Raw genomic sequence first — 16,414 nt, 5'->3', positions numbered from 1 at the left:
GAGGGGACGTTTGAATGAGTGCTTTGACTGACTGGCAGACGGCGCCTGCCCTTCTCGCGCTGGCAGCGCTGATTGGCTATCTGTTCGGTTCCATCCCCTTTGGCCTCATTCTCACCCGCATGGCGGGGCTGGGCGACGTGCGCAAGATTGGCTCCGGCAATATCGGCGCGACCAATGTGCTGCGCACCGGCAACAAGAAACTTGCGGCGGCTACCCTGCTGCTTGACGCGCTGAAGGGCACGGCGGCCGTGCTGGTCGCCAATGCGCTCTGGGGTTATGAGGCGTCGCTGGTCGCCGGTTTCTTCGCCTTTCTCGGTCACCTGTTTCCGGTTTGGCTCGGCTTCAAGGGCGGCAAGGGTGTGGCCACCTATATCGGCGTGCTTCTGGGTGCAGCACCGCTGATGATGCTGGCCTTTGCCCTGATCTGGCTCGCGACCGCCTTCATCACCCGTTATTCCTCGATGTCGGCGCTGCTTGCCATGCTGGTCATTCCCGTGGCCCTCTGGGTGCTCGGACCTGAAAAGACGGCGCTGCTGGTGACGCTGCTCAGCGTGATTTCGTGGTGGAAGCACCGCGAAAATATCAAGCGCCTGATGGCTGGCACGGAAAGCAGGATCGGGCAAAAGGGCTGAGACCCATTTGAGGATATGCCATGCCGCATGAGGAAACGACACGGCAGGGCATAGAGCTTTCCGCGCGGCAGCGTGTCGCCTGGCTGAGGCTGATCCGCAGCGACAATATCGGTCCCGTTACCTTCCGCGAACTCATCAATCATTTCGGCAGCGCCGAAAAGGCGCTCGACGCCCTGCCCGAGCTTTCACGGCGGGGCGGCTCCTCCCGCAGCCCGCGCATCGCCACACAGGCGGAGGCGGAAGGCGAGATCGAAACCGCTGACAAATTCGGCGCGCGTTTCATCGGCATCGGCGAACCGGATTCCCCGCCTGCCCTTCGACATCTGGATGGCGCACCACCGCTGATCGCCATGAAGGGATCGGCGGACGCGGCGACAAGGCCCTGCGTCGGCATCGTCGGCTCGCGCAACGCCTCCATCAACGGTGCTAAATTCGCCGCCATGCTGGCGCGCGATTGCGGGCGGGCCGGTTATGCGATTGCCTCTGGATTGGCGCGCGGCATCGATGCGGCCGCACACCGGGCAAGCCTTGCAACCGGCACGGTTGCCATGCTGGCTGGCGGTCTCGACCGTCCTTACCCGCAGGAAAATTTCGGGCTGTTGCAGGAGATATACGATCAGGGCGGCGCGACGATCAGCGAAATGCCTTTCGGCTGGGAGCCGCGCGCGCGTGACTTCCCGCGCCGCAACCGCCTGATATCAGGCGTCTCGCTCGGCGTCGTCATCGTGGAGGCGGCGGAGCGCTCGGGTTCGCTGATCACGGCGCGTCTCGCCGGCGAAGCGGGACGGCTGGTTTTTGCCGTGCCCGGCTCCCCACTTGATGCACGCTGCGAGGGCACCAACCGGCTGATCAAGGAAGGGGCGATGCTGACCACGGGTGCCAACGATATTCTCGAGGCGCTGCGACCGCTGATGGAGCCGCAACTGCCCTATGACCGCAAGATCGAGGAACCGAGATCCGACACGGAGATGTCACCACCAGGAGACGACGAGCGCAGCATCATCGCCGCCGCTCTCGGTCCCTCGCCCGTGGAAACGGACGATATCATCCGTCACACAGGTTTCTCCGCTGCCACCGTTCACCTGGTGCTGCTGGAGCTTGATATTGCAGGACGTCTAAACCGGCATGCCGGGGGGCGCGTGTCGCTCTTCATCGCGGATTGACAGCTTGCGTCGTCCGCTCTGGATATCACCGACTTCGACATAAGCCATCTCGATCAGATAACACAGCATGTCGGCGCCCTCGCGGCTGGCGACCTGGCGCAGCTCCGCCAGCATCTGGCGAATGTAAGCCAAGTTCTCTCTGGTCCCTTCATTGTCGGCATTATTGTTTGTTGCGTTCGGGACCATATATTTATCCTAGGAATTACGCCTGAAACGAAGAGCATTAAGTAGATTCAAATGATGTTGCCCATCATAACCATTTTACCAAAGATTGCAATACAACAATAGATTATCCATAGGTTGCAATCACCTTGGAGTGATAAAATCGGCCTTGCCTCTTGACCCGCGCGCATTACCTGTCCATGTCGAAATATAAAGAAGGCCAATTGCGGCATTGCGCGGCGATCCGGCCATGTTAACGGACCAGTTCCAGAGAAAAACAATATGAATGTCGTCGTCGTAGAATCTCCCGCCAAAGCCAAGACGATCAACAAGTATCTTGGCCCGGGCTATAAGGTTCTTGCATCCTTTGGCCATGTGAGGGATCTTCCTGCCAAGGACGGATCGGTGCTGCCCGACCAGGATTTCGAAATGTCCTGGGAAGTCGACAGCGCCTCCGCCAAGCGCATGAAGGATATTGCCGATGCGGTAAAATCCTCCGACGGCCTCTTTCTCGCAACCGACCCGGATCGCGAAGGCGAAGCCATTTCCTGGCACGTTCTCGATCTTTTGAAGAAGAAGCGCGTTCTCGGCGACAAGCCGGTGAAGCGCGTGGTCTTCAACGCCATCACCAAGAAGGCGGTGCTGGACGCCATGGCGAACCCGCGCGACATCGACGTGCCGCTGGTCGACGCCTATCTCGCCCGCCGTGCGCTCGACTATCTCGTCGGTTTCAACCTGTCGCCGGTTTTGTGGCGCAAGCTGCCCGGCGCGCGTTCCGCCGGTCGTGTGCAGTCCGTTGCGCTGCGTCTCGTCTGTGACCGCGAATCCGAGATCGAGCGTTTCGTTTCCGAAGAGTACTGGAATATCAGCGCGCTTTTGAAGACCCCGCGCGGTGACGAGTTCGAGGCCAAGCTGGTTTCCGCTGACGGCAAGCGATTGCAGAACCGCGCGATCAAGACCGGCGAAGACGCGAACCGGCTGAAGACGCTGCTGGACGGCGCGACCTACGTGGTCGACAGCGTCGAGGCGAAGCCCGTCAAGCGCAATCCCGGCCCGCCCTTCACCACATCGACGCTGCAGCAGGCGGCCTCCTCGCGCATGGGCTTTTCCGCCTCGCGCACCATGCAGGTGGCGCAGAAGCTTTACGAAGGCATCGATATCGGCGGCGAGACCGTCGGTCTGATCACCTATATGCGTACCGACGGCGTGCAGATGGCGCCGGAAGCGATCGATGCCGCCCGCCTTGCCATCGGCGAGCAGTTCGGCGACCGTTACGTCCCGGAAAAGGCGCGTTTCTATTCCACCAAGGCCAAGAACGCCCAGGAAGCGCACGAAGCGATCCGCCCGACCGATTTCAACCGCACGCCGGATCAGGTGAAGCGTTACCTCGATCCCGATCAGCTGCGCCTTTACGACCTGATCTGGAAGCGCGGCATTGCGAGCCAGATGGCCTCTGCCGAAATCGAACGCACCACGGTGGAAATCCTTGCCGACAAGAACGGCGAAAAGGCCGGTCTTCGTGCCGTCGGCTCGGTGATCCGTTTCGACGGTTTCATCGCCGCCTATACCGACCAGAAGGAAGATGGCGAGCAGAGCGACGACGGTGATGACGAAGGCCGTCTGCCGCCGATCAACGAGCGCGAAAACCTCGCCAAGCAGAAGATCAATGCCAGCCAGCATTTCACCGAACCGCCGCCGCGTTATTCGGAAGCCTCGCTGATCAAGAAGATGGAAGAGCTCGGCATCGGCCGTCCTTCCACCTATGCGGCGACGCTGAAAACGCTGAGCGACCGCGAATATATCGTCGTCGACAAACGCAAGCTGATACCGCATTCGCGCGGCCGGCTGGTGACGGCTTTCCTCGAAAGCTTCTTCACCAAATACGTCGAATACGATTTCACCGCAGCCCTTGAAGAAAAGCTCGACCGCATCTCCGCCGGCGAACTGGACTGGAAGCAGGTTCTGCGTGATTTCTGGAAGGATTTCTTCGCCCAGATCGAAGATACCAAGGAACTGCGCGTCACCAACGTTCTCGATGCGCTGAACGAGGTTCTGGCGCCGCTGGTCTTCCCCAAGCGCGAGGACGGGTCCGATCCGCGCATCTGTCAGGTTTGCGGCACCGGCAATCTTTCGCTGAAGCTCGGCAAATATGGTGCTTTTGTCGGTTGCTCCAACTATCCGGAATGCAACTATACACGCCAGCTGACCTCGGACGGTTCGGAAGCCGAAGCTGCCGCATCGAACGAGCCGAAGGCGCTGGGCGCCGATCCGATGACTGGAGAAGAGCTCACGCTCCGCTCTGGCCGTTTCGGGCCCTATATCCAGCGTGGTGACGGTAAGGAAGCCAAGCGCTCCTCGCTGCCCAAGGGCTGGAAGCCTGAAGATATCGACCACGAAAAGGCGCTGGCGCTCATCAACCTGCCGCGCGATATCGGCAAGCACCCGGAAACCGGCAAGATGATCTCGGCCGGTCTCGGCCGCTACGGACCATTCCTGCTGCATGACGGTTCCTACGCGAACCTCGAAAGCATCGAGGACGTGTTCGCGATCGGCCTCAACCGGGCAGTAACCGTCATTGCCGAGAAACAGAGCAAGGGACCGGGACGCGGCCGCAGCGGCACGCCGGCTGCTCTGAAGGAACTGGGCGACCACCCCGATGGCGGCGCGATCACTGTTCGTGACGGGCGTTACGGCGCTTATGTGAACTGGGGCAAGGTCAACGCGACCATTCCAAAGGGACAGGACCCGGCTTCGGTGACGCTGGACGAGGCGCTGGTGTTGATTGCCGAGCGTATTGCCAAGACCGGCACCGGCGGTAAGCCCGTAAAGGCCAAGAAGACCGCTGCCAAGAAGGCCGATGGTGACGCCGCGGCGAAGCCGAAGGCAACCAAGGCCAAGGCGGCAACAAAGAGCAAGACGACCGCCAAGCCGAAGGCAGCGGCCAAACCCAAGAAGGCAGCAGAGTGAGCAAGGCGCCGCGTCAGAGACAGGGTTCCGCCAGCGACGGTTTCGGACGCACCGGGCGCGGCAAGCGTGTGAATGAAGGTGAAGGCATCATCCATGGCGAGGTGCCTTCACGCGATGTGCTGCTGAAATTCATCGCCGACCACCCGCAGCAGGCCTCCAAACGCGAAATCGCCAAGGCTTTCGGCCTGAAGGGTGAAAACCGCGTGGTCCTGAAGGCGCTGCTGAAGGAGCTTGAAACCGACGGCATGGTCCAGAAGAGCCGCAAGTCTCTGACACGCCCGGGCGGCCTGCCGCCTGTGACGGTTCTCGACATCACCACCCGTGACAAGGACGGCGAACTGATCGGCCGGCCGGCGGAATGGCCGGAGGATCAGGGGGCGGCCCCCGCCGTTCTCATCCGCCAGTCATCGCAGGACCGCGGCAAGAAGGCCCCGGCAGCGGGTCTCGGCGACCGCATTCTGGCGAAGATCTTCCCCTCCAGGGAAAGCGCCGGCCCGGCCTATATGGCCCGTGTCGTGAAGCTGATCGACCGCCGCCAGAACGCGCTGCTCGGCGTATTCAAGGAGACGGCGGGCGGCGGCGGACGGCTTATGCCGATCGACCGGCGCGGCGAGGAAATGGTCATCGACCCCGATGGCGTCGGCGATGCAAAGGATGGCGATCTGATCGAGGTGGAAACCTCGCGCAACAGCGGTCGTTATGGCCTGACGCGCGCCAAGGTTCTGTCGGTCATCGGCTCTGTCGCCTCCGAAAAGGCGATCTCGATGATCGCGATCCATTCCCACGGCATTCCGCATATCTTCCCCTCGAACGTTCTTGCCGAGGCGGATGCCGCCAAGGCAGCCAGCATGTCGCACCGCGAGGACTGGCGCGACCTGCCGCTCATAACCATCGATCCGGCCGACGCCAAGGATCATGACGATGCGGTCTATGCCGAGCCCGACACGTCTCCCGACAATCCTGACGGCGTCATCGTCACCGTCGCCATTGCCGATGTCTCCTGGTATGTGCGGCCCGGTTCGCCGCTGGACCGCGAGGCGCTGAAGCGTGGCAATTCCGTCTATTTCCCCGATCGCGTCGTGCCGATGTTGCCGGAGCGCATTTCCAACGATCTCTGCTCGCTGAAGGAAGGCGTTGACCGCCCTGCCCTTGCGGTGCGGATGACCTTTTCGAAGGAAGGCCGCAAGGCGGGCCACACCTTCCACCGCATCATGATGAAGAGCGCGGCGAAGCTTTCCTACCAACAGGCACAGGCAGCCATTGACGGCAGGCCGGACGACAAGACCGGTACGCTGCTGGAACCTATCCTGAAGCCGCTGTGGCATGCCTATGAGGTGATGAAGCGCGGCCGTGACCGCCGCCAGCCGCTGGAACTCGACATGCCGGAGCGCAAGATCCTGCTTCGGCCTGATGGTACGGTGGACAAGGTCGTCATTCCCGAACGCCTCGATGCGCATAAGCTGATCGAAGAAATGATGATCCAGGCGAACGTCGCCGCCGCCGAGACGCTGGAAAAGAAAAAGCAGCCGCTGGTCTATCGCATCCACGATGCGCCCACGCTTTCCAAGCAGGAGGTTTTGCGCGAATTCCTTGGTACCATCGGCATTACCATGGCCAAGGGAGCGGCCATGCGCGCCAATTCCTTCAACGGCATTCTGGCTCGCGCACTCGACACGCCGCACCAGATCATGGTCAACGAGATGGTGCTGCGCAGCCAGAGCCAGGCGATCTACAGTCCTGAGAATATCGGTCACTTCGGCCTCAACCTGATGAAATACGCGCATTTCACCTCGCCGATCCGCCGTTATGCCGACCTGATCGTGCATCGCGCGCTGGTGGGCTCTCTGGGACTGGGTGAAGGCGGCATCACTCCGCAGGAAGAAGCGACGCTGGACGATATCGCCGCCGAAATCTCCACCTTCGAGCGGCGCGCCATGGCCGCCGAGCGCGACACCATCAACCGCCTCATCGCGCATCATCTGTCTGAACGGGTGGGCGAAGAATTCGAGGGCCGCGTCGGCGGTGTCACCAAGGCGGGACTTTTTGTCGCGCTGCCGCAATTTGGCGCTGATGGTTTTGTTCCTATATCTACACTCGGAACCGATTATTTCCTCTATGATGAGGCCCATCAGGCCCTGACAGGGGAAAAGACCGGCCTCGGCTACCAGCTTGGCGATACGGTTCAGGTGCGGCTTGCGGAAGCGGTGCCTTTGGCAGGTGCGCTGCGTTTCGATATGCTGAGCCCGGGGCGCAAGATGCCGGTCGGCTCGCGGTCGTTCCACAAGTCAGGCCGGCGGACATCTCGTCTTGCCGCCAAGCCTGGAACACGTCCGCCGAGAAGGCGACGATAACAAGACCGCTGCAGGCGGTTGAACGAACGGGAGAAGGACTTAAGGATGAGTGCACATCAGGGCTCGGAAACGGTCACCTTCGAAGACGATAGCGCGGAACGGCCGCTTGGCCGCTCGATCATGCGGGGAATGGCCAATCGTTGCCCGGCCTGCGGCAGCGGCCGCCTGTTCCGGGCCTGGCTGAAGCCGGTGGACGCCTGCGCGGCCTGCGGCGAAGAAATGCATCATCACCGTTCGGACGACCTGCCGCCCTATATTTCCATCGTCATCATCGGTCATATCGCCGTTGGCGGCTTCATGATGACGGATATGGTCCTCAACATTCCCATGTGGGCGCATTTCGCCATCTGGGTGCCGATCACCATTCTGTCCGCACTTTTGACGCTGCAACCGATCAAGGGCGGCGTCATCGGCCTGCAATGGGCGCTGCGAATGCACGGTTTTGATCGAAAACAGCAAAAAGTGCAGATAGACGGCTCGTCTCACTGACGTGAGCAGGAGCTTGCACGTGCCTGAGCTTTCCCGGGACCCCGAAACGGTGAGCGCCCCCATGCGGCCGCGAGACGCTGCCTCCATCATCCTCTTCGACCGTTCCGGCTCAGGACCCAGGGTCCTGATGGGCCAGCGCAGCAGCGCCCACGTCTTCATGCCGGGTGCCTATGTCTTTCCCGGCGGCAAACGCGATCCGCGCGACCATGCGCTGCCCTTTTCCGGTGATCTGCACCCTGCCGTCCTCAACAGCCTCACCGCTTCGGCGGCGCGCCGCCTGAGTGCCGTTGGCGCACGGGCTCTGGCGCTGGCCGCCGCGCGCGAGCTTTTCGAGGAAACCGGCGTGAACCTCGGAATGGGTGCCGAAGGTCCTGATCTCTCCCGTTTCCGATATGTTGCCCGCGCCATCACCCCACCCGGTAATGTGCGGCGCTACGACACGCGATTCTTCTGCTGTTATGCCGATGAGTTGGGGCTCGATGTCAGGCTCACCCGTGATTCCGACGAGCTCTCCAACGTGCAATGGCTTGACATGACAGACCTTTCCAGTCTGAACATGCCCAAAATCACACGTACGGTTCTCGAAGATGTCACAAAACTCATGATAGGTGATCCCTCACTGCCCTTTGAAAGCCCCGCGCGGCTCTATATCACGCGCCACGGCCGGTTCATTCGAGACTTTGTATAAAGGCCGTCATGTCACAAATGAAATGCGAAGAAGCGGACGCCATTCACTGGCCCTCACTGATCGCCGCCATTTCCGCCATCAGTGCGGTGGGTGTCGCCATCGGTCTCGGCCTGCCGCTCCTGTCGATCATCCTTGAGAAGCGCGGCATCTCCTCGACCATGATCGGGGTGAATTCGGCCATGGCGGGTGTCGCGGCGATGATGGCCGCCTCGGTGACCAGCAAGATCGCCCATGATTTTGGCGTGGCACGAACCATGCTTCTCGCGGTCCTGATTTCGGCGCTGAGCGCACTCGGCTTTTATTTCGCCGAAGCCTTCTGGATGTGGTTTCCGCTGCGAATCGTCTTCCATGGCGCGACCACGACGCTGTTCATTCTCTCCGAATACTGGATCAACATGACCGCGCCGCCGAAAAAACGCGGCATGGTTCTCGGCATTTACGCAACCGGCCTTGCGGTCGGTTTCGCGGTTGGTCCATTGCTGTTTTCCGTCGTCGGCAGCGAAGGCATCCTGCCCTTCCTCGTCGGCGCGGCGATCATCCTTCTGGCCGCTATCCCCATCTTCATGGCGCGCGGCGAGAGCCCGGAGCTGGACGAGCGGCCCAATCACCACTTCGTCCGCTACGTCTGGCTGGTGCCGATGGCGTCGGCCGCGGCTTTCGTGTTCGGTTCGGTGCAGGCAGGCGGCCTGTCGCTCTTTCCCATCTACGCCACCCGTGAGGGCTTCAACGAATCGCAGGCGGCGCTGCTGCTGACCGTCATGGGAATCGGCAACATGGTCTTCCAGATACCGATCGGCCTGCTTTCCGACCGGATGAAGGATCGGCGCACCATGCTCGCCCTCATGGCCTTTGCGGGCGTTTGCGGCACGCTGGCGCTGCCGGTTCTGGTGGAAAGCTGGCTTCTGGTGGCGGCGCTGCTGCTGTTCTGGGGTGGCCTCGTCTCCGGCATGTATACCGTCGGCCTCACCCATCTCGGCTCGCGCCTCAAGGGCGCTGATCTCGTGGCCGCCAATGCCGCCTTCATCTTCTGTTACGCCATGGGTACCATTGCAGGACCACAGGCCGTCGGCATTTCCATGGATGTTGCGGGCACCGATGGTTTCGCCTGGGCGCTCGCCGTATTTTTCGGGCTTTACGTGGTGCTTTATGGGTTCCGTTTTGTTTTCCGGGCAAAACAGGCTTGACTTTTCGGGCGCGATACGTAGTTTCGCGCCAGATTTAGCCGAGGTGAGAAGCGCCTGCGGCTTCTCTTTTGTTTAAAGGCAGGACGACCATGGCGAAAGCTACAACAATCAAGATCAAGCTGCTGTCGACAGCCGACACCGGTACCTTCTACGTCACCACCAAGAACAGCCGTACGTTCACGGACAAGATGACGAAGACGAAGTATGACCCGGTTGTACGCAAGCACGTTGAATTCAAGGAAACCAAGATCAAGTAATTTCTTGATCGGGTCTCCGGCAAAAAGCGCGCCCAATGGGCGCGTTTTTTGTTTGTGCCCAGCGGAAGAAGCGGCCACAAGCCCTTTGCGCCCAGAGGCTTCCCAACGGGAAAACAAGGGGCCTGCCTCCTGCCGCCGCGGAAATTGGGCAGTCATTGGCAACGTGTGGACGCAGGTTATCGATGAGTCCGACCACATGGTCTGACGCACCACTCACCACCGCAATCGTTCATGTGTTCAGAGGGTATGCTGGGGGTTACAGCCATCCGCCCCTGCCGCGTGACGACCTCGTCGCGTCGCGTAAGGAAGACGACTGCGCAAGTCGCTACGCTGCAACGCGTGTACCAAGAGCAGGCAATTTTCGGAAATAAGGCGGTCGGCCAACGATGTGATTACGGCACGAGGAACCGATTCGGACATCGTCAGCCGACCGACCCCACGATTCAGGAGATGCGGCGGACCTGAGCATCATGGGGCATTCAAACTACGCAATACCAGCCCCTGACGAGCGAAATCGCGACGGCTAAGCCGCAATCATTCATCATCGCAAGACGGATAAACCGCCGGAAGAACTGTTATTCTCAATTGTGAGTGTGCGCAGAAGTAAAATAAAAATCAAGAAATTCTTAAGCCAGAGACATATCACCTGGGAAACATGGTTAAGTATACAAAGCTGGCACACTATAGTTGCCGGAGAGATTGAATTCAACGTGTTTTTCAACTTGAACTCTATTTATATCGTTAAGCTGCACCCTTTCATTGCAAAACGATAAAATACATCCAAGGTCAATGGCTTGCAGTCTGGCGGTGTCCATGCCCGATTTCCGAGCGAATATTTCGCCGGGACATGACGGAGAGATTGCGGAATATTTTTAGTTAATCCGCCGCCGCCGGTTCAAGCGGCGGCCGCCACGACGCGGTTGCGGCCGGCGTGTTTCGCCTCGTAAAGCGCCTTGTCCGCATGTTTCAGGATTTCGTCCGGCGCACCGAAGGCGCCGCTGCTGGTGGCTATGCCGAGAGAGGCGGTAATGCTCAATTCCCGGTCGATGGAACGGACATAAAAGGGCTTGTCCTCCACGATCGCCCTCAGGCGCTCGGCGACACTTGCCGCAAGCTCTATCGGCGTATCGGGCATGACGACGACGAACTCCTCGCCGCCATAGCGGCAGGCAAGATCCGCACCGCGCACCGTGCTGCGGATGCGTGCCGCAAACTCCCGCAGCACCTCATCGCCGACATCATGGCCATAGGTATCGTTGACCAGCTTGAAGCGGTCTATATCGGTCATGCAGATGGAGATCGGACGGCCGCGAACGGCGGCGCGGTCGAACAGTATCTTCAGGTGGTTGTCGAGGTAGCGGCGATTGTTGAGGCCAGTCAGCCCGTCGACAATGGCAAGTTCCATCGTGTGCTGGAGATTGAGCCGCAGATGCTCGTTATAACGCTTGCGCCTGATCTGCGTCAGCGAGCGGGCGACGAGTTCGTTCGGATCGATCGGGCGGAGAATATAATCGTTCACGCCGAGATCGAGCGCGCGCGCCACCATCTCATCCGCCCCCTGCTCCGCCACCAGAAGCAGCGGCAGGAAACGGGTGCGTTCCAGCGAGCGAAGCTGCGAGCACAGCCGCAGCGGATCGTAGTCCTCGAAATTGGAATTGACGATGACGAGTTCGAAGGGATTGCTCGCCGCCTTGAGCAGCGCCGCCTGCGGCTCCGTGACAGCATCGACCTCTGCAATCGGCTTGAGCGCCCGGACGATACGTTCCTGCGAGCTGGCGCGGCCGTCCGCCACCAATACGCGGCCGGGCGTCTGCATCAGGCCATCGCTGCGCAGCATCTCCTCGATGCCGATCTGCCGTGCGGTCTCGGCGCGCAGCCGCAGCTCATCGCTGACGGCCTTGAGGCGGACCAGGCTTTTGACGCGGGCGATCAGCTGCAGGTCGTTGACCGGTTTGGTCAGAAAATCGTCGGCGCCGGCTTTGAGGCCGCGCACGCGATCCGACGGCTGATCGAGTGCGGTGACCATCACGACCGGAATATGCGCCGTATTCGGATTGGCCTTCAGCCTTTCGCAGACCTCGAACCCGTCCATGCCCGGCATCATGATATCGAGCAGGATGATATCGACCTGCTCCTCGTCGCAGATAGCCAGCGCCTTGAAACCATCCTCGGCAGTGACGACATCGAAATATTCCGCCACAAGACGCGCTTCGAGAAGCTTCACATTGGCAGGAATATCGTCAACAACCAGAACTCTCGCCGTCATAACCGTTCCCCAGTCGCCTCACGCATCGCCCAGATAAGTCTTGATGATTTCGATGAACTTCGGAACGGAAATCGGCTTCGACACATAGGCCTCGCATCCGCCCTGACGAATGCGTTCCTCGTCGCCCTTCATGGCGAAAGCCGTGACCGCGATGACCGGAATGACATGCAGCTCGTCATCTTCCTTCAGCCATTTCGTCACCTCCAGCCCAGAAACTTCCGGCAGCTGGATATCCATGAGGATGAGGTCCGGGCGGTGCTTGCGGGCGAGATCGAGCGCTTCCATGCCGTTGCGCGTCTGGATCGTCGTATAACCAGACGCCTCGATCAGGTCGCGAAAGAGCTTCATGTTCAGCTCGTTATCTTCGACTATCATGACCTGCTTGGGCATGGTGAGCAGTCCCCGTTTCGCTTTGAAACCTTCATCCAGACATATAGGGTGTCAGAGAACCGATTCCATCGTCCATTTGTTGCGCAAGGCTAGAGGGATTTGGTTTCAAAATAGGTAACTTCGGGGAAGAAATGCTGCGCGATACGAAAAACAAAGGCAATGCCGGCAAAGATCCGCAAGAAACGGCCGCCGCCATACTTGGCTGGCTGGCAAACGAACCGGACATGCTGGCGCGTTTTCTGGCGCTGAGCGGATTGCAGGCCAACATGCTGCGCCAGACCGTCAACGATCCCGGCTTTCTGGCGGGGCTCACCGATTTTCTGATGAGCCACGAACCCGATCTGATGGCATTTTGCGCCGCGACCGATACGTCACCCGAAACAGTGGCGGCCGCCTGGCATCACTTTTCCGGCCCGGGGCTCGATTCTGGCGTTTATTGACGGGCCGAGAGACGGAGACAGTCAGCGTTTCAGCAACGTGCGGGCATAAGATTCCAGAACGGCGTTCATGCGTGTCTGGTATCCCTTCCCGGTGGATTTATACGCCTCGACAACGGATTTCTTGACCCGCAATGTTATTTGCTGTGTTCCCTCGGGCTCCACGAGTTTTGCGTTCGCCCAGAAGCGCTCATCCAATTCGGGAATATCGCTGTAGTCTATCTTCTCGTCCGGCAAGGCGGCGAGTTCTTCAAGGCTCAGTTCTTTTTCGTATTTCTTCGTCATAACGTTTCCTTTCACGGCGGTTTGCCGGCCGGGCGGAGATGATGCGGATGAGACCGGCACGATCGGTATGAATGACCGCCAGAAATACTATTCCTTCGATCTGCCCGATGGTGTGATAACGCGTCTCGCCATACGCTACGCGCTCATCGACCCATGACAGGACCGCATTTTCGAAGATTCGAATCGCAGTCCGAAATCCGACGCCATGCTTTCGGATGTTGGACCGGTTTTTCTCTTCATCCCATTCAAACATGCGTAAAAAATCATCTACAATTGTAACTACAAATATGAGTCAAGATCAAATATTTCCCGCCGCTATGCAAGCTTTTCCCATTCTCCGGGGTTTGAAATCTGGGCTTTGTCGCCAACGCCCCTTGAGCCGTCGTCACGGCCGGAGTATGGTCGGCAACGTTCTGGTTTTGTTTTCGGCTCATGTCTACGTCGCACCCCTATGATCCCGGTTTTTGCCGCGACTGTCTGGCCGGCCAGCCAGAAGGGTCGAGGCGTTGCCGCGCCTGTGGCAGCCCGCGCCTTGTTTGTCACGCTGAACTTTACGATCTGAGCATTGCCCATATCGACTGCGACGCCTTTTATGCCTCTGTTGAAAAACGGGATAATCCGGAACTGGCCGACAAGCCCGTGATCGTTGGTGGCGGCAAGCGCGGGGTGGTTTCCACCGCCTGTTATATCGCCCGCATTCAGGGCGTGCGCTCCGCAATGCCCATGTTCAAGGCGCTGGAAGCTTGTCCTGACGCGGTGGTCATCAAGCCGGACATGGAGAAATACAGCCGTGTCGGGCGCGAAATCCGGGCGATGATGCAGGAATTGACGCCGCTCGTGCAGCCAATTTCCATAGACGAGGCGTTTCTCGATCTTTCCGGCACCGAGAGGCTGCATCACGATCCACCGGCCCGTGTGCTGGCGAAATTCGCCCAGCGCGTGGAAAAGGAAGTGGGCGTGACCGTTTCAGCCGGGCTTTCCTATTGCAAATTTCTCGCCAAGGTCGCGTCCGACCTGCAAAAACCGCGTGGCTTTTCAGTGATCGGTGAAGCGGAAGCACTGTCCTTTCTGGCGGCGCGGCCGGTAACCACCATCTGGGGCGTGGGCAAGGCCTTTGCGGCGACGCTGGAAGCGGACGGTATCCGCATGATCGCGCAGCTGCAAGAGATGGAGGAAAGCGAGCTGATGCGCCGTTATGGCGTGATGGGGCAGCGCCTCTTCCGGCTTTCCCGCGGCATTGACGAGCGGCACGTGCATAATAACGACCCCGTCAAAAGCGTGTCTTCCGAAACCACCTTTTTCAACGATATTTCCCGCCATGAGGATCTGGTGCCGATCCTGCGCTCTCTATCCGAAAAGGTTGCCTGGCGGCTGAAGAAGAGCGGCATTGCCGGTCAGACGGTGGTGCTGAAGATGAAGACGGCCGACTTCAAGCTCCGCACCCGCAACCGCAGGCTGGACGATCCCACGCAGCTTGCCGACCGGATTTTCCGCACCGGCCTCTCGCTGCTGGAGAAAGAAACCGACGGCACCAAATTTCGCCTCATCGGCATTGGCGTCAGCGATCTGCGCGATGCGGGCCTCGCCGACCCTCCCGATCTCGTCGACAGACAGGCGGGACGGCGGGCGGCGGCGGAAGCGGCGATGGACAAGCTGCGCGACAAGTTCGGCAAGGGCAGCGTCGAGACCGGCTATACTTTCGGAACACGCAAATAATGCCCGCTGGGTTGTGCGAAGGGTCGCGCAATCCCGCCCCCGTCACGTCGTGCCCGATATATTTTAGATTTTACACAAATTAGTGATGTTCGGGATAAGCCGTCCTTAAACTTCATTAAACTTCGCGTGGTTGAGTGAGGCAAGTTTTGTGCATGTGGTGTATTGCGTCATGTCCCTTCGCCTCCGTCTTATGGCTGGCATGCTGTCGGCCAGCATTCTCGCCTTTCCGGCGCTTGCCGCTGACAGCCGCGCGCTGCAGATTTTGGTATCAAAAAGCGATCAGTCGCTCTCGCTTTATGAAAATGGCGAGATCATCGCCACCTCGAAAGTCTCCACCGGCAAGGCCGGGCATGAGACACCGAGCGGCATATTCTCCATTCTGGAAAAGCGGAAATACCACGAGTCGAATATCTATTCGGCTGCACCCATGCCCTTCATGCAGCGGCTGACATGGTCCGGCATCGCACTGCACGAAGGCAAGGTGCCGAACTATCCTGCCTCGCATGGCTGCGTGCGCCTGCCCTCCAAATTCGCCAAGTCACTTTTCGGCGACACGCGCACTGGCGTCCATGTCATCATCACCGACCGCCCGGTCTCGCTGCGTTTCGTACAGCACCCGGCGCTATTTGTTCCACGCGACGATGCCGATGACGGCAAGCTGCTTCTTTCGGATGTGGAGTTGCGCCCGGCGACATTCGATGCAGCCTTGGGCACGGTTGAGGTTGCCGTCAATGAAAAGACCCAGTCCCTCAAGCCGGCGGCGAAGGCCAGAGAACCCTCACCCCTGCGCATTCTCATCACCCGGCGTGGCGAACGCGAAAAGGTGATGGATATTCAAACCGTGCTGACCCGTCTCGGCTTCGATGCTGGTTCTGCCGATGGTTACACCGGAGAGATGACGATCAGCGCAATCAATGGTTTCAAGCGCTGGAAGGGGCTGAAGACCACCGGGCCGCTTCTGACCGACGCCTTCGTGGCGGCGCTTTATGCCTCCGCCGGTGAAGACCATCCGCCGACCGGCCAGATCATGGTGCGGCAGGATTTCAAACCGCTGTTCGAAGCAGCCATCGACATCAAGGACCCGGAAGTGGCGCTCGGAACCCACTTCTTCGAGGCTGTTACCGTGGACCGCGCGGCTGGAACTGCCGAATGGAACGGCGTGACGCTCGAAAACCACCTGCCGGCGGCAGCCCGCAAGCGGCTCGGAATCACCGTTACCGAAGCCCCTGGCGGCTTCGATCAATTGAGCGCCGTGCTCAGCCGCCTCGAAATACCCGCAGAGATACGCAGCCGTATCGAACAGGAGCTTTCAAGCGGCAGCTCGATCACCGTTTCCGACATTAGTCACCAGATGGAAACAGGCACCGGAACGGACTTCATCACCGTTACGAAAGAAGGGCCGGTATGAGCGACGTGTGAGGTGCGAG

16 protein-coding genes are annotated in these 16,414 nt (G+C 59.8%); 11 read left to right on the top strand and 5 right to left on the bottom strand.

Annotation, left to right across the window (positions count from 1 at the left end; all coding sequences use genetic code 11):
* Positions 1-14 precede the first annotated feature (14 nt).
* On the top strand, positions 15-632 hold the full coding sequence (plsY, locus tag ASB65_RS12455; RefSeq protein ID WP_060724112.1) for a glycerol-3-phosphate 1-O-acyltransferase PlsY: 618 nt from the start codon (positions 15-17) through the stop codon (positions 630-632).
* Between the two features lie 20 nt (positions 633-652).
* Positions 653-1,795: a DNA-processing protein DprA gene (gene dprA, locus ASB65_RS12450; protein WP_060724111.1), complete on the top strand. Its 1,143-nt coding sequence runs from the start codon at positions 653-655 to the stop codon at positions 1,793-1,795.
* On the opposite strand, the gene ASB65_RS12445 is transcribed toward dprA, so the two are convergent.
* On the bottom strand, positions 1,748-1,981 hold the full coding sequence (locus ASB65_RS12445; RefSeq protein ID WP_020012349.1) for a hypothetical protein: 234 nt from the start codon (positions 1,979-1,981) through the stop codon (positions 1,748-1,750). The genes dprA and ASB65_RS12445 overlap by 48 nt on opposite strands.
* A gap of 258 nt (positions 1,982-2,239) precedes the next feature.
* On the opposite strand from ASB65_RS12445, the gene topA reads away from it, so the two are divergent.
* The 6 genes from topA (at position 2,240) to rpmG (ending at position 9,893) form a co-directional block, all read left to right on the top strand.
* The gene (gene topA / locus ASB65_RS12440) at positions 2,240-4,924 is read left to right on the top strand and encodes a type I DNA topoisomerase (RefSeq protein WP_060724110.1); all 2,685 of its coding nucleotides are present in this window, start codon (positions 2,240-2,242) and stop codon (positions 4,922-4,924) included.
* Complete coding sequence (rnr, locus tag ASB65_RS12435) at positions 4,921-7,275, top strand: ribonuclease R (protein ID WP_060724109.1); 2,355 nt, start codon at positions 4,921-4,923, stop codon at positions 7,273-7,275. The genes topA and rnr overlap by 4 nt, the downstream gene beginning before the upstream one ends.
* Before the next feature lie 45 nt (positions 7,276-7,320).
* Positions 7,321-7,764, top strand: a complete 444-nt coding sequence (locus tag ASB65_RS12430; RefSeq protein ID WP_060724108.1) for a DUF983 domain-containing protein — start codon at positions 7,321-7,323, stop codon at positions 7,762-7,764.
* Positions 7,765-7,825: 61 nt separating this feature from the next.
* Positions 7,826-8,452 carry an NUDIX hydrolase gene (locus ASB65_RS12425; protein ID WP_060724107.1) on the top strand — a complete coding sequence of 209 codons (627 nt, stop codon included), beginning with the start codon at positions 7,826-7,828 and terminating at the stop codon, positions 8,450-8,452.
* 17 nt (positions 8,453-8,469) lie between these two features.
* Complete coding sequence (locus ASB65_RS12420; RefSeq protein ID WP_003502425.1) at positions 8,470-9,636, top strand: MFS transporter; 1,167 nt, start codon at positions 8,470-8,472, stop codon at positions 9,634-9,636.
* Positions 9,637-9,725: 89 nt separating this feature from the next.
* Entirely contained in the window at positions 9,726-9,893 is a 168-nt protein-coding gene (gene rpmG / locus ASB65_RS12415; RefSeq protein WP_003496403.1) for a 50S ribosomal protein L33, read from the top strand.
* A gap of 895 nt (positions 9,894-10,788) precedes the next feature.
* Here rpmG and ASB65_RS12410 read toward each other — a convergent pair.
* Both ASB65_RS12410 and ASB65_RS12405 read right to left on the bottom strand, forming a co-directional pair.
* Positions 10,789-12,159 (bottom strand): PleD family two-component system response regulator, encoded by a 1,371-nt coding sequence (locus ASB65_RS12410; protein WP_020810760.1) that lies wholly within the window; start codon positions 12,157-12,159, stop codon positions 10,789-10,791.
* 18 nt (positions 12,160-12,177) lie between these two features.
* The gene (locus tag ASB65_RS12405; protein ID WP_003496409.1) at positions 12,178-12,549 is read right to left on the bottom strand and encodes a response regulator; all 372 of its coding nucleotides are present in this window, start codon (positions 12,547-12,549) and stop codon (positions 12,178-12,180) included.
* Positions 12,550-12,680: 131 nt separating this feature from the next.
* Here ASB65_RS12405 and ASB65_RS12400 point away from each other — a divergent pair, with 131 nt between their 5' ends.
* Complete coding sequence (locus ASB65_RS12400; RefSeq protein WP_060724106.1) at positions 12,681-12,989, top strand: DUF3572 domain-containing protein; 309 nt, start codon at positions 12,681-12,683, stop codon at positions 12,987-12,989.
* 21 nt (positions 12,990-13,010) lie between these two features.
* Here the strand turns inward: ASB65_RS12400 and ASB65_RS12395 are convergent, their stop codons facing one another.
* On the bottom strand, positions 13,011-13,271 hold the full coding sequence (locus tag ASB65_RS12395; RefSeq protein WP_003502419.1) for a BrnA antitoxin family protein: 261 nt from the start codon (positions 13,269-13,271) through the stop codon (positions 13,011-13,013).
* Positions 13,237-13,524: a BrnT family toxin gene (locus ASB65_RS27295; protein WP_003502417.1), complete on the bottom strand. Its 288-nt coding sequence runs from the start codon at positions 13,522-13,524 to the stop codon at positions 13,237-13,239. Before ASB65_RS27295 ends, ASB65_RS12395 begins: the two co-directional genes overlap by 35 nt.
* Positions 13,525-13,703: 179 nt before the next feature.
* On the opposite strand from ASB65_RS27295, the gene ASB65_RS12390 reads away from it, so the two are divergent.
* The gene (locus ASB65_RS12390) at positions 13,704-14,987 is read left to right on the top strand and encodes a DNA polymerase IV (protein WP_060724105.1); all 1,284 of its coding nucleotides are present in this window, start codon (positions 13,704-13,706) and stop codon (positions 14,985-14,987) included.
* A gap of 169 nt (positions 14,988-15,156) precedes the next feature.
* Complete coding sequence (locus ASB65_RS12385) at positions 15,157-16,395, top strand: L,D-transpeptidase family protein (protein ID WP_060724104.1); 1,239 nt, start codon at positions 15,157-15,159, stop codon at positions 16,393-16,395.
* Positions 16,396-16,414: the final 19 nt, after the last annotated feature.

This window comes from Agrobacterium tumefaciens str. B6, assembly GCF_001541315.1.
Classification (GTDB): domain Bacteria; phylum Pseudomonadota; class Alphaproteobacteria; order Rhizobiales; family Rhizobiaceae; genus Agrobacterium; species Agrobacterium radiobacter.
The sequence above is the reverse complement of the archived record's forward strand: the minus strand, read 5'-3'. Positions and strand labels throughout refer to the sequence as shown.

Coding starts and splice junctions, on each gene's coding strand:
- topA (WP_060724110.1), top strand. CDS start 2,240: ATGAATGTCGTCGTCGTAGAATCTCCCGCCAAAGCCAAGACGATCAAC.
- ASB65_RS12410 (WP_020810760.1), bottom strand. CDS start 12,159: ATGACGGCGAGAGTTCTGGTTGTTGACGATATTCCTGCCAATGTGAAG.
- ASB65_RS12395 (WP_003502419.1), bottom strand. CDS start 13,271: ATGACGAAGAAATACGAAAAAGAACTGAGCCTTGAAGAACTCGCCGCC.
- ASB65_RS27295 (WP_003502417.1), bottom strand. CDS start 13,524: ATGTTTGAATGGGATGAAGAGAAAAACCGGTCCAACATCCGAAAGCAT.
- ASB65_RS12420 (WP_003502425.1), top strand. CDS start 8,470: ATGAAATGCGAAGAAGCGGACGCCATTCACTGGCCCTCACTGATCGCC.
- ASB65_RS12405 (WP_003496409.1), bottom strand. CDS start 12,549: ATGCCCAAGCAGGTCATGATAGTCGAAGATAACGAGCTGAACATGAAG.
- ASB65_RS12390 (WP_060724105.1), top strand. CDS start 13,704: ATGTCTACGTCGCACCCCTATGATCCCGGTTTTTGCCGCGACTGTCTG.
- ASB65_RS12445 (WP_020012349.1), bottom strand. CDS start 1,981: ATGGTCCCGAACGCAACAAACAATAATGCCGACAATGAAGGGACCAGA.
- plsY (WP_060724112.1), top strand. CDS start 15: ATGAGTGCTTTGACTGACTGGCAGACGGCGCCTGCCCTTCTCGCGCTG.
- rpmG (WP_003496403.1), top strand. CDS start 9,726: ATGGCGAAAGCTACAACAATCAAGATCAAGCTGCTGTCGACAGCCGAC.
- dprA (WP_060724111.1), top strand. CDS start 653: ATGCCGCATGAGGAAACGACACGGCAGGGCATAGAGCTTTCCGCGCGG.
- ASB65_RS12385 (WP_060724104.1), top strand. CDS start 15,157: ATGTCCCTTCGCCTCCGTCTTATGGCTGGCATGCTGTCGGCCAGCATT.
- ASB65_RS12430 (WP_060724108.1), top strand. CDS start 7,321: ATGAGTGCACATCAGGGCTCGGAAACGGTCACCTTCGAAGACGATAGC.
- ASB65_RS12400 (WP_060724106.1), top strand. CDS start 12,681: ATGCTGCGCGATACGAAAAACAAAGGCAATGCCGGCAAAGATCCGCAA.
- ASB65_RS12425 (WP_060724107.1), top strand. CDS start 7,826: ATGCGGCCGCGAGACGCTGCCTCCATCATCCTCTTCGACCGTTCCGGC.